8 protein-coding genes are annotated in these 12,321 nt (G+C 72.9%); 2 read left to right on the top strand and 6 right to left on the bottom strand.

Annotated features, from left to right (window positions below; all coding sequences use genetic code 11):
* The first annotated feature begins 169 nt into the window (after window positions 1-169).
* The gene (locus G6556_RS12465; protein ID WP_166941763.1) at window positions 170-946 is read left to right on the top strand and encodes an SDR family oxidoreductase; all 777 of its coding nucleotides are present in this window, start codon (window positions 170-172) and stop codon (window positions 944-946) included.
* Window positions 947-972: 26 nt separating this feature from the next.
* Window positions 973-1,656, top strand: coding sequence for a phosphoribosyltransferase family protein (locus G6556_RS12460; RefSeq protein WP_166941761.1), 684 nt, complete (start codon window positions 973-975; stop codon window positions 1,654-1,656).
* On the opposite strand, the gene G6556_RS12455 is transcribed toward G6556_RS12460, so the two are convergent.
* From G6556_RS12455 to G6556_RS12430, 6 genes are all read right to left on the bottom strand, one after another.
* Window positions 1,649-2,668 carry a glycosyltransferase family 2 protein gene (locus G6556_RS12455; protein ID WP_166941759.1) on the bottom strand — a complete coding sequence of 340 codons (1,020 nt, stop codon included), beginning with the start codon at window positions 2,666-2,668 and terminating at the stop codon, window positions 1,649-1,651. The two genes, G6556_RS12460 and G6556_RS12455, sit on opposite strands and share 8 nt — an antisense overlap.
* On the bottom strand, window positions 2,665-3,303 hold the full coding sequence (locus G6556_RS12450) for a hypothetical protein (protein WP_166941757.1): 639 nt from the start codon (window positions 3,301-3,303) through the stop codon (window positions 2,665-2,667). Before G6556_RS12450 ends, G6556_RS12455 begins: the two co-directional genes overlap by 4 nt.
* A gap of 23 nt (window positions 3,304-3,326) precedes the next feature.
* On the bottom strand, window positions 3,327-5,729 hold the full coding sequence (locus G6556_RS12445) for a glycoside hydrolase family 3 C-terminal domain-containing protein (RefSeq protein WP_166941755.1): 2,403 nt from the start codon (window positions 5,727-5,729) through the stop codon (window positions 3,327-3,329).
* A 111-nt stretch (window positions 5,730-5,840) separates the two neighbouring features.
* Window positions 5,841-8,837 carry a glycoside hydrolase family 3 C-terminal domain-containing protein gene (locus G6556_RS12440; protein WP_346774867.1) on the bottom strand — a complete coding sequence of 999 codons (2,997 nt, stop codon included), beginning with the start codon at window positions 8,835-8,837 and terminating at the stop codon, window positions 5,841-5,843.
* 165 nt (window positions 8,838-9,002) lie between these two features.
* On the bottom strand, window positions 9,003-9,419 hold the full coding sequence (locus tag G6556_RS12435) for a hypothetical protein (RefSeq protein WP_166941753.1): 417 nt from the start codon (window positions 9,417-9,419) through the stop codon (window positions 9,003-9,005).
* A 120-nt stretch (window positions 9,420-9,539) separates the two neighbouring features.
* Window positions 9,540-11,936 (bottom strand): glycoside hydrolase family 3 N-terminal domain-containing protein, encoded by a 2,397-nt coding sequence (locus G6556_RS12430; protein WP_166941751.1) that lies wholly within the window; start codon window positions 11,934-11,936, stop codon window positions 9,540-9,542.
* Window positions 11,937-12,321 lie beyond the last annotated feature (385 nt).

Below are 12,321 nucleotides of genomic sequence, written 5' to 3'. Positions count from 1 at the left end.
GCTCCCCTGACGCCGCGGTCGGGCATCGCCGAGATGGCAGCTCTCGGCTGCGCACGACCCGCTCCGCACAGCCGAGAGTTGCCATCTCGGCGGGGGTGCGCGGGGGTGCGAGACTGGCGCGCAGCGGGGGCGCAGCGGAGCGGTCCCGCCCGTCGCGCCGGGGGTCGGCATGCTGCTCGAGGACAGGATCGCGGTCGTCTACGGGGCCGCCGGCGCGGTCGGGGGTGCGGCCGCCCGGACCTTCGCCCGCGAGGGCGCGCACGTGGTGCTCGTCGGGCGGCGGCGGGACCCGCTCGACGCCGTGGCCGACGACATCCGCGCGGCCGGCGGCCGGACGGAGGTCGCGGTGGTCGACGCCGCCGACCCGGAGGCGGTGGACGCGCACGTCGGGGCGGTGGTCGCGGAGCACGGCCGGCTCGACGTCAGCCTGAACGCGACCAGCCTGCGCGGCGACCTGCAGGGCACCCCGCTGCGCGAGATGCCCGTCGACGACTTCCTGCTGCCCGCGATGACCGGGCTGCGCTCCCAGTTCTGCACGGCCACCGCGGCCGCGCGGCGGATGACCGAGGCCGGCTCCGGGACGATCCTCACGCTGTCGACCTCGGCGGCGGCGCTGGCGGGCCGGGACCGGCGGTTCCACGCGACCGGCGGGTTCGGGGTGGCGTGCGCGGCGGTCGAGGAGCTGACCCGGTCGCTGGCGGGCGAGGTCGGCCGGCACGGGGTCCGGGTGGTGTGCCTGCGCCCCGACGCGCTGCCCGAGACCTGGGGCGAGCGCACCCCGGCCGCCCGGGAGGCGGAGCGGTTCATGACCGACGGCACCGCGCTGGGCCGGATGCCGACGCTGCAGCAGGTGGCGGACGCGGCGGCGTTCGCGGCGTCCGGGCGCGCGGGGGCGATCACCGGCGCGATCCTGGACCTCACGTGCGGCTCGGTCATGCAGCGCTGACACCTGCGCGGAGCGTCGGGAGGACCATGGGTGCCGAGCGGTTCGCGGACCGGGCGCAGGCGGGTGCCGCGCTCGCGGGGCGGCTCGCGGCCTCGGCGGGACGGTCCGGCGTCGTCGTGCTCGCGCTCCCCCGCGGCGGCGTGCCCGTCGCCGTCCCGGTCGCCGGCGCGCTCGGCGCCCCGCTGGACGTGCTGGTGGTGCGCAAGCTCGGCCTGCCGCAGCAGCCGGAGCTCGCGATGGGTGCGCTCGCCGGGCTGGGCGGCGAGGTCGTGGAGGTGTGGCACGAGCCGGTGCTGCGGGCGGCCCGGGTGCCCGCCGCGGTGCGGGAGTCTGTGCGCGCGACCGAGCTCGCGGAGCTGCGCCGGCGGGAGGCCGCGTTCCGGCGCGACCTGCCCGCGGTGCCGGTGACGGGCCGGACGGTCGTCGTCGTGGACGACGGCGCCGCGACCGGGTCGACGGTGCGCGCGGCGCTGGCCGCGCTGCGCCGGAGCGGGGCGGGCCGGGTGGTCGTGGCGCTGCCGGTGTGCCCGCCGGACACCGCGGCGGTGCTGACCGCGACGGCCGACGCGCTGGTGTGCCTGCGGATCCCGTCCCGGTTCCACGCGGTCGGGCTGGAGTACGCCGACTTCGCCCCGCCGCCCGACGACGAGGTGGCCGCCCTGCTGCGGGCCGCCCGCGACCGGTGGGGCCGCGCCGGTGGGGTCAGCTGAAGCCGATGGCCCGCTGCGCCACCCGGTACGCCAGCACCGAGACGCGGCGGCCCGCCGGGCCCGGCAGGTTCGAGATCTGCCCGAGCACCGACCAGCGCACCTTGCGGTAGAGCCACGGGTCCTGCGCCCGGAGCTCGGACCACAGCCGGTCCTTCTCCGCGAGGTGCCCGCGGGTGCCGGCGCGGATCAGCAGGATCGAGGACACCGCGCAGATGATCTCGACGTAGTGCAGCCGGTACGCGCGCAGCCGCCGGTCGGCGACCCGCACCCGCGACAGGTGCTCGAGCATCAGCCGGTTGACCCGCAGCTGCTGGTCGAGGCGCCGGATCATCACGGCCTCCTGCACCGACTGGTCCGACCGCCCGATGAAGTACCGGTACAGGTCGACGTCCAGGTAGTACAGGGTGGAGACGTGCGCGAGCGGCACCAGCGCGTACAGGTTGTCGACGTAGAACGTGTGCTCGGGGAGCACCAGCCCGGCGTCGCGCAGCACCTGCGTCCGGTACGTCAGCGCGTGCATCATCAGGTACTGCCGCTTGGCGAACCGCCGGGTCTGCCCCCAGCCCAGCACCCGGCCCGCGGGCAGCGCGCCCTGGTACCGCACGACGGTCTTGGTGCGCTTGCCGACCTTCTCGTAGACGAAGTTCGACACCAGCAGGTCGACCGGCCGGCCGGAGTCGAGGAACCCGCGCAGCGTCGCGAGCACCGACGCCAGCGCGGGCCGGTCCACCCAGTCGTCCGCGTCCACGACCTTGAGGTACGCCCCGCGGGCCGCGGCGAGCCCGGCGTTGATCGCCGACCCGTGGCCGCCGTTCGGCTTGGAGATCAGCCGCACGGTGCCGGGGTGCGCGGCCTCGTACCGCCGGGCGAGCGCCGCGGTCCCGTCCGTCGAGCCGTCGTCCACGACCAGCACCTCCACGCCGTCGGCCCCCACGAGGGAGTCGAGGGCGCGCGCGAGGTACGGCTCCGCGTTGTACGCGGGGACGACGACGGTCAGGACAGGGGTGCTCACGCCGAGCGCACCCCCGTGGCGTCCGCGGCGGCGGCCGGGGCTGCCTCCTCGGGCACCTGCTTGAAGATGACCTTGAAGATCGGGAAGAACACCCAGAACGAGATCGCCGCGTTGATGATCATGGTGACGAAGTCGGCCAGCGTCTCGCCCGTGCCGCCCAGGCCCCAGGTGTCGATGAACAGGTCGTAGATCGGCGCCTTGTACAGGCCCTGCAGCGCGGCCGCGGCGATGGTGATGATGACGTAGGCGATGGCGTACCAGGTCGCCGCCTTCGCCACCGAGGAGTTCGACTTGAAGGTGATGCTGCGCTGGGCGAAGAAGTTGATCACCTGCGCGATCAGCAGGGTGATCTGCACGGCCAGGAAGTATGCCAGCCCGCCGCCGCCGCCCGGCAGGGGCCCGGCGGCGTAGTCGAAGACGAAGTACTGCGAGCCGTCGGGGTTGGACCCGACCGGCCACACCTGGAACGCGGTGTCGACCAGCGCGGTCATGCCGAAGACCCACTTGATGAGCGGCATCAGCGCGAGCTGGAGCACGGTGATGCCGTTGCTCAGCACGAGGAACACGACGAACTGGGCGACGCCCGGCCGCCTGGTGGCGAACCGGCCCCAGGCGTCCTTGATGCGGGTGAACATGCGAGCGGGTCTCTCTTCCGAGGTCAGGCGTCGCCGCGCAGCTGGCGCGCGGTGGTGCGGTTGGCGCGGCGGTTGCGGACGAACCCGCGGATCGTGGCGCCGGCGCCGGCGAAGAAGTGGCCGTTGACGATGCGGACGATGCCGTCCACCATCTCGGCGCTGACCATGCCGTTGGTCATCTTCGAGATGGCGCGGAACGGCATGTTGAGCAGGAACAGGATGTTGAGGTCGGGCTTGCCCTTCCGGTCGGCGCGGTCGCGCAGCAGCGCGAGCACCCGGTAGGCGAGCCGGGCCAGCGGGGAGCGCGCGGTCTGCATCCGGCCGAGCGCGTCGTTGACGCCGAGCGGCCCGGACCACGTCGCGGGCGGGACGGGCCGGCCGAGCAGGGCGGCGAAGTCGGCGTCGGGCACGTGCCGGACGTCGCCGGTGCGGTACCGGACGGGTGCGGGGTCCTCCGCCACCGGCGGTACGGTCCCGGCGACCTCGACGGTGGCCTTCTCGGGCAGGTCCGCGACGTGCGCGCCGGCGAGCACCGTCCAGGTGCCCTGCTCGACCTGCCAGGTGCCCGTGCCGACGTCGAAGTGCCGGAACGCCGGGTCGCCGAGCGGGACGGTGACGGTGGCCGACTCCCCCGGCCCGAGCTCGACCCGGGCGAACCCGGCGAGCGTGCGGTCGGGCCGGTGCACGCCGGGCGTCTCGCGCCGGACGTAGACCTGCACGACGTCCGAGCCGCCGACGGCGCCGGTGTTGGTCACGGTCACCGTGGCCGCGTCGGCGGTCGCGGTCAGCCCGGAGTACGCGAACGTCGTGTACGACAGCCCGAACCCGAACGGGAACGTCACCGGGACGCCCGCGGTCGTGTAGTACCGGTACCCGACGAACAGGCCCTCGCGGTACTCGGCGGTCCGCTGCTGCCCCGGGAACGTGTCCGCCGTCGGGGTGTCGGACAGCCGCACCGGCACGGTCTCGGCCAGGCGCCCGGACGGGTCGACCGCGCCGGTCAGCACGTCGAGCAGGCCGCCTGCCCCGGCCTGGCCGGCCAGGTAGCCGTGCACCAGCGCCTGCGCGGAGCCGAGCCACGGCATCTCCACGACGCCGCCGGCGGACAGCACCACGACGGTGCGCGGGTTGGCGGCGTGCACGGCCGCGAGCAGCTCGGTCTGCGCGGCGTGCAGGGCCAGGGTGGAGCGGTCCAGGCCCTCGGACTCGGCGATCTCGTCCAGGCCGAGGAACAGCAGGGCGACGTCGGCGCCGAGGGCCGCCTCGACGGCCTCGGCGCGCAGCGCGGCGTCGGGGGTGCCGTTGCGCCGGAAGCCGGGCGCGAACGCGGTCATCTCCAGCCCCGAGGACCCGATCACGTCCAGGACCGAGTCCAGCCGGGTCGGGTTCACGGCCGAGGAGCCGGCGCCCTGGTAGCGCGGGGTGCGGGCGAAGTCGCCGATCACGGCCACCCGGGTCCCGGCCGCCAGCGGCAGCAGCGCGTCCTCGTTCTTCAGCAGCACCGCGGACCGGGCGGCGACCCGGCGGGCCAGCGCGTGGTGCGCGGCGTCGTCGACGGCGGGCGCCGTCCCGGGCTCGCGGGCGTCCGCCACCAGGCGCAGCACCTCCGCGGCGCGGGCGTCGAGGTCGGCCTCGGCCAGCGCGCCGGACTCGACGGCCGCGACCAGCTGCCGCGCGGAGTCCAGCCCCGCCGCCGGCATCTCGAGCGTGCCGCCCGCGGCCGCGGCGGCCACGATGTCGTTCGAGCCGCCCCAGTCGGAGATCACCGCCCCGTCGAAGCCCCACTCGTCGCGCAGCACGGTGCCGAGCAGGAACGGGTCCTCGTGGGCGTAGGTGCCGTTGACCAGGTTGTAGGAGGACATGATCGTCCGCGGCGCCGCCTCGGTGACGACGATGCCGAACGCGGTCAGGTAGATCTCGCGCAGCGTCCGCTCGTCGACCACGGAGTCCGACGCCATCCGGCGCAGCTCCTGGGAGTTCGCGGCGTAGTGCTTGGGGCAGGCGGCCACGCCGGCGGACTGGATGCCGCGCACGTACCCGGCGGCCATCCGCCCGGCCAGCAGCGGGTCCTCGGAGAAGTACTCGAAGTTGCGCCCGCCCAGCGGGGAGCGCTTGATGTTCAGGCCCGGGCCCAGCAGCACGTCGACGTCCTGGGCGGCGGCCTCGGCGCCGAGCGCCCGCCCGACCTCCTCGGCCAGCTCGGGGTCCCAGGTGTTCGCGACCGCGGCGGCCGTCGGGAAGCAGGTGGCCGGCTGCGACTCGGCGATGCCGAGGTGGTCCGCGGCGCCGGTCTGCTTGCGCACGCCGTGCGGGCCGTCCGCCAGCCAGAGCGAGCGCACCCCGTGCCGCGGCAGGTCGTAGGTCTCCCAGACCGTCTTGCCGGTGAGCAGGGCGGCCTTCTCCAGCAGGGTCAGGTTCTCGGTCATGACGTCCTCGGCGGTCGTGCGGCGTGGCGGTGGTTCGGGTGCGGGCGTGGCGCCCCGGCCGCCGGGCCGGCAGTGGTGGGCACTGCCGGCCCGGCGGGGCGGCTCAGCGGGTCAGTGCCCCGCGGAGACCGGCTCGGCGTCGCCCGCGGGCGTCGCCGGCTGGGCGGCGGCCTTCCGGTGCCGGAGCACGCGCCGGGTCACCATCAGCGCACCGGCCACCACGAGGAGGCCGACCAGGATCGACGCGCCGATCTGGATGTAGACCCAGGTGGGCGGCGTGTACGACACGGTGGCGCCCGGGGCCAGCCCGTTCATCGCGTTGGAGTTCGCGACCGCGAACAGGATGTGGTGGGTCGCGTTCCGGATGTCCGTGACCGCCTTCGCCGAGGAGGTGTCCCCGAAGGACTTCGACGGCTGGAAGGTGAGCGTCAGGTCCGTGCCCGCGCTGATGCCCTGGTTCGGGTTCATGTACGGGTACAGGTTGAAGTCCGAGATGGCGAAGCCCTCGAAGCCCCACTCCCCGCGCAGCACGTCCGTCATGAGCGCCTCGGAGCCGCCGGCCCAGGTGGCGCCGATCCGGTTGAACGAGCTCATCACCGCGGTGGAGCCGACCGTGGTCGTCTCGATCGTGCCCTCGTCGTCGGCGAGGTACGGGACCTCCATCGAGATGTTCTTGACGGCCATCTCGAACGGCTTGAGGTAGAGCTCGCGGATCGTCTGCTCGGTCGCCCAGGTGGCGATGCCGTTGTTGACCCGGTTGGTCTCCTGGTCGTTCAGCGCGAAGTGCTTGAGCGTGGTGTAGACGCCCTTCTCCGCCGCGCCGTTGGCGACCGAAGTCATCATGAGGCCGGACAGGAACGGGTCCTCCGAGTAGTACTCGAAGTTGCGCCCCGCGAACGGCGAGCGGTGCAGGTTGGCCGCCGGGGCGTACCAGCCGTTGATGTCCTTGAACATCGCCTCGTTGCCGAGCATCTGGCCCATCGCGCGGCCCAGGTCCACGTCCCACGTCTGCGCGATGAGGAACTCGGACGGGTAGGCCACGCCGTTGATCGACGAGTTGATGAAGGAGGAGAAACCGGCCGGGCCGTCGGGCTCGGTGGTCTGCGGCTTGCCGATCGAGCCGATCGCGGCGGTCTGGTAGGCGCCGTTCAGCAGCATGTCGGTCATGTCGCCGACGCTCAGCGAGTCGAGGAGCTCGTCCCACTGCGGGTCGTCCTTCGGCAGACCGCGCAGGTCGATGAGCGACAGCTCGGTGCTCGCGCCGGTCGTGGGCATGTCGCCCTCGAAGGCGTCCGCGGCGGCGTCGTAGTCCCAGGCGGCGAAGCCCTCGGCCACGGCGTCGCTCGCGACCAGCTGGTCGCCGGTCGGCGCGGTCGGGAAGGTGCCGGCGAAGTCCGCGCGGGACATCGACAGGACCTTGCCGTCCTCCGGCTCGGTGCTGAACTGCGCCGAGACGTCGTCGAACTGGTTGGTGACCTCGGCGAGGTCGGTGGAGCGGTGGTTCTCGCCGGAGTACACGACGTCGGAGTCGACGGTGTAGGTGATCGGCTCGGTGCCCGCGGCGACGGTGTGCGAGTCGGTGCGGACCGAGATCGCGTAGTCACCGGCCTCGAGGACGTAGGCCTGCTCGCCCAGGTGGTCGTAGGACGCCATGTCCTCGACCGGGAGCTCGAGGGTCACCGACTCGCTCGCCCCCGGCTCGATGACGCCGGTCTTGGCGAAGTCGCCGAGGACGACCTCGGACTTCTCGATGCCGCCCGGCGTGTACGGGGCGGTGTAGTACAGCTCGACGACGTCCTTGCCCGCGACGGCGCCGGCGTTGGTCACCTCGACGGTCACGGCGATCGTGCCGTCGACCGCGCCGGCCTGGGTGTCGGTGACGGCCCAGGTGAAGTCGGTGTAGCTCAGGCCGTAGCCGAACGGGTACACGACGGCCTCGTCGTAGTCGAGGAAGCCCTCGGCCGCGGCGGTCTCGTAGTACCGGTAGCCGACGTAGATGCCCTCGGCGTAGTTCACGAACGGCGCCTCGTCGGTGACGGTCGCGTTCGACGTGGCGGTCTCGACCGCCGACACCGGGTACGAGACCGACAGGTTGTCGTAGAGGTAGCCGCCGAAGTTCTGGAAGGTCGGGTCGGCGGTGAAGTCCGCGGCCCACAGGTCGGCGGTGCGGCCGGACGGGTTGATGTCGCCGGACAGGATGCGGCCGACGGCGTTCAGGCCGGTGGCGCCCGGGGAGCCGGCGAGCAGGATCGCGTCGACCCCGGTGTCCGCCTGCAGCGAGCCCATCTCGATCGTGGTCGAGGAGTTCACGACGATCACCACGGTGTCGAAGTTCGCCTTGGCGAGCTCGACCAGGTCCTTCTCGTCCTTGTTCAGCTCGAGCTGGTGCTGCCCCGGCTCCGCGTTGTCGTCCCAGTCGGACATGTCGCGGGTCAGGTCGCCGCCCTCGCCGCCGGGGCGGCCGATGTAGACCACCGCGGCGTCCCCGTAGTCGGCGAACGACGCGGACTGCGCCTCGTAGCCGTCGACCGGCATCTCGCCGATGAAGTAGGTGGAGATGTCGGGGCGGTCCATCTCGATGAAGCCGCGCGGGTTCTCGGCGGCGTACGCCTCGATCGCGCCGTACACGGCGTCGTTCACGGTGAACCCGGCGTTCTCCAGGCCCTGGCGCGCGTTCACGGCCGAGTTGGTGTCCACCGAGCCGGAGCCGGAGCCGCCGAACACGGGGTCCGCGGCCGCGCGGCCGAGCATGGTCACGCTCGCGCCCGCGGCGAGCGGGAGGGCTGCGCCCTCGTTCTTCGCCAGGACGACGCCCGCGCCGGAGATCTCCTCGACGAGCTCCTTCGCGGCGGCGTCGACGTCGTCGATGCTGTCGAAGTCCGCGCTGTAGTAGTCGGTGTCCCAGTCGGCCGACTCCTCGGCGTTCGTGAACTCGTACGTGCCCGAGCCCAGCTGGGAGGCGACCCAGCCGCCGGCGACGACGAGCGCCACGTTCGCGACCACCGCGATCGCGGTGACCAGCGCGAGCACCGGCACCCAGATCGACAGGTACTTCTTGTTCGACATCGGCCTCTTCGCGCGATCGGCGTTCTTCGCCCTGGCGTTCACTGCATTCCTCCTCGAGTGCTGACCGGCGATCAGGCTAGGTGTGCCGATCGGGGCCGTCCGGCGCGGCAGCACGATCAGTCGGTTTCGCGGCACGGACTGTCACGGGCCGCGGGCCCGGCCCGCCGCCCGGCCCTCTCGGGGCCGGGCGGCGGACGGGTGGACGGGCTACTCCGTGACCTCGGTGATGGTCCCGTCCTGGTCGATCTGCCAGGTCTGGCCGGTCTCGGCGGAGTCGCCGTCGATCGTGTACTTGCCGTCCTCGATGTTGACGGTCCCCTGGATGCGGGACGCCGCCTCCGAGTAGGTGTAGGGCACCACGAGCAGGCCGTACTTGACCGTCGGGGCCGTGACGTCGCTCGCGAGCATGATCTGGGCCCAGGAGTCGTCCTCGGCGAGCGCGTCGGCGACGGCGGTGCGGGCGTTCTCCAGGTCCTCCGCGATGTCGGACTCCGACGCCGCCTGCTCGCCGGCGGACGAGCCGCCGCTGCCGCTGTCGTCGCTGCCGCAGGCGGTGAGGCCGAAGACGCCGGTGAGGGCGACCACGACGCCGAGGGCGGAGGTCAGGGCCTTGTTGCGCTTCACTTCTGTGCTCCTTGGTGAGTGCTGGTCACGGGCCCACCCCGCGACCGGGTCCGCCTCGCGGCGGGTCCGCCGGGGCGGGCGGCCGGCGTGCTGCCGGCCGCCCGCGCGGCGGTGGGTGCGTCAGCCCTCGATCGGGCCCGCGTAGTTCAGGCCGAAGCCGAACTCGTAGGAGTTGCCGGCCGCGTCCACGTACGGCTCGGTGTCCTCCTGGACGTCCTCCAGCTGGGCCTCCACCGCGTCCATGGACGCCGGGAAGCCGATCGGCAGGCGGCCCTGCGGCTCGTTGAGACCGATCACGGTCTCGATGAGCGCCTGGTCGCTGACGCCGAAGCCGACGAGGATCGCGTCCGACTTCGCCTCGAACTCGGCCGGGACGGTCGGGTTCTTCGCCCGCAGGACGGTGACGACCGGGATGTCCTTGCCGGACGCCTCGACGGCGGCCACGGCCCGCTCGAACGCGTCGAGGTCCGACTCGTTCGAGGTGCGCGACGTCTTGCCGAAGTACGAGCGGTTCTCCTGCGTACCGTCGGCCAGGAGGTCGCCCGAGAGGGAGACCTGGCGGACGTGCGGGCCGTCGGCCGTGTAGGGGCGGTACTGCAGCGACAGCGGGTACCACTCGCCGGTGGTCTCGTCGTGGCCGGAGTTGGCGAACACGGCGCCGCTGCTCGGGCTGTCCATGCCCACGAGCACCAGGTCCACGTCGGACAGGTCGGGAGCGGTGTAGCTCGTGACCTTGCCGTCCGCGTCCTCGACGGCCTCGTCGGTGACGACCTTCTCGAAGTACTGCTCGGCGACCTCGACCGTCAGGCCGGGGCCCTCGGTGTACTCGCCCGGGCCGAACAGGCCGGCCTGGCCGGTGTCGTAGTTGCGCGGGATGTAGACCGTCTTGTCGGCCCAGTCCCCCGCCTCGGCGGCGGCGATGGTGTCGGCGTCGTTCTTCAGCATCACGACGGAGTCGAGCTGCGCCTGGTAGCCGGCGTCCAGCTTGTCCTCGCTCGCGACGACGTCCTTCGACTCGTCGAGGTCGAGGTAGGTGTTCTCGTACAGGCCCGGCTGGAACAGCATGGTGAGGATCCGGGTGCCCGACTCCTCGAACCGGGTCTGCGCGTCGACCTCGTTCACGCCGGCCTCGAAGTCCGCCTGCCACAGGTCGTACGCCGCGAGCACGGGCTCGACCGCGTTGTTGCCGCCGAACATGTCGACGCCGTTCTTGAGGATCGCGTAGTGCCGCTCCTCGACCGTCAGGTCGTCGGCGCCCCAGGAGGTGCCGATCAGCGCGTCGGGGTCGGTGGTCCCGCCCGCGGTGACGCCCCAGTCGGTGACGACCACGCCGGTGAAGTTCTCCCGGAGCAGGCCCGTGCGGTACGAGTCGTACGCGCTGCCCATGCGGTCCCCGCCGCCGAGCGGCTGGCCGTCGGGGCCCAGCGCGATCGAGTACGCCGTCATGACCGCGGCGGAGTCCATCGCCCCCAGGAACACCTCGGCGTGCGCGTCGAAGTTGTCGCCCGGGTAGACGCCGTACTTGCCGGCCTCGGTGTGCGACTCGCGCCCGCCCTCGCCCGGGCCGTCTCCGGCCCAGTGCTTGATCATCGCGTTGACCGACTCGTCGCCCCAGCCGTCCTCGCCCGGCGTCGACTGGAAGCCGTCGACGTACGCCGTGGCCATCGCCGAGGCCAGCTCGACGTTCTCGCCGAACGTGCCGTCGACCCGCAGCCAGCGCGGCTCGGTCGCCAGGTCGATCTGCGGGCTGAGCGCCGTGCCGATGCCCAGCGCGCGGTACTCGGCGGACACCGCCTGCGCGAAGGTCGTCATCGTCTCGGTGTCGAACGTCGCCGCCAGGCCGAGGTTCGACGGCCAGCGCGAGATGTCGCCGGAGGCGTTGTAGTTGCCGCCGCTCTCCGCGGTGGACCGCGGGTCGGAGGAGAAGTTCACGGGGACGTAGGGCTCGTCCTCGGTCGCCAGCTCCTCGGCGTACGCCTGCAGCTGGTTCGACCACGTGACGTTCGCCTCGACGTCGTTCGGGCCCGCGTTGAGCACGTTGCGGAGCCGCGACTCCGCCATGTACTCCTCCTGCGCGTCCGTCAGGCCGTCCGCCGGGGAGCGCTCGTGCGAGCTGAACAGCATGAGGCCGGCGATCTGCTCCTTGGACAGGTGCTGCGCCAGGTCCGCCGCGCGGTCGGCCGACGCCTCGCGCCAGTCCTCCCACACGTCGAGCTCGCCGTTGCCGTTCATGTCCTTGAAGGCGTACTCCTTGCCGTCGATCTCCTCGGTGAGGAGCTCGACGCCGCTGTCCGCGCCGTAGGACAGCACCGGTCCGTCGCCGGGGTTCGTGACGACGACGAACTCGGTCTTGCCGTCGGTCACCTCCCGGCTGGTGAAGGAGTCGCCCGCCTGGGTGTCCTCGTCCGACGAGGAGGGGGAGCACGCCGTGAGGGCGAACAGGGCGAGACCTGCCACCGCCGCCGCACCCTTGACGTACCCGCCGTTGCGCCGTCGCACCGTGATGGTTGTCTTCATCGACCTTCCTTGTCATCTCGCGGCTCTGCTCGCGCGCCGCCGGTGCCGCTCCCTCGTCGGGCGGTGCCGGCGTCCCCGTGTGCGACACAGCGCACGGGGAGAACCGATCGCGACCCCTGACTCGACGTCCTCGTCCTGCGGTCGCGGCGCCAGTCGACCAGCACGGCGGGGGCCGGGGACCGGGGCGTCGAAAGACTGTCGGTTCGGGAGCACAAACGGTCGGCAAGGTCACAGGCGGGTCACGGCGCGGTCTCGGGACGGGGTGCACCCGGGCGCTCTTGGGGCCGCGTGCGGGGCGCCGCGGGCGGGTCGCGCACGGGGTGCCGCCCCGGGTGCCGCCCGGGGTGCGCAGGCCGCTCACGTGCACGATCTGTCGTTTTCGGCG

The sequence above is a fragment of the Cellulomonas sp. IC4_254 genome (assembly GCF_011603975.1).
GTDB lineage: Bacteria > Actinomycetota > Actinomycetes > Actinomycetales > Cellulomonadaceae > Cellulomonas.
This window is presented reverse-complemented; position numbering and strand designations above follow the sequence as displayed.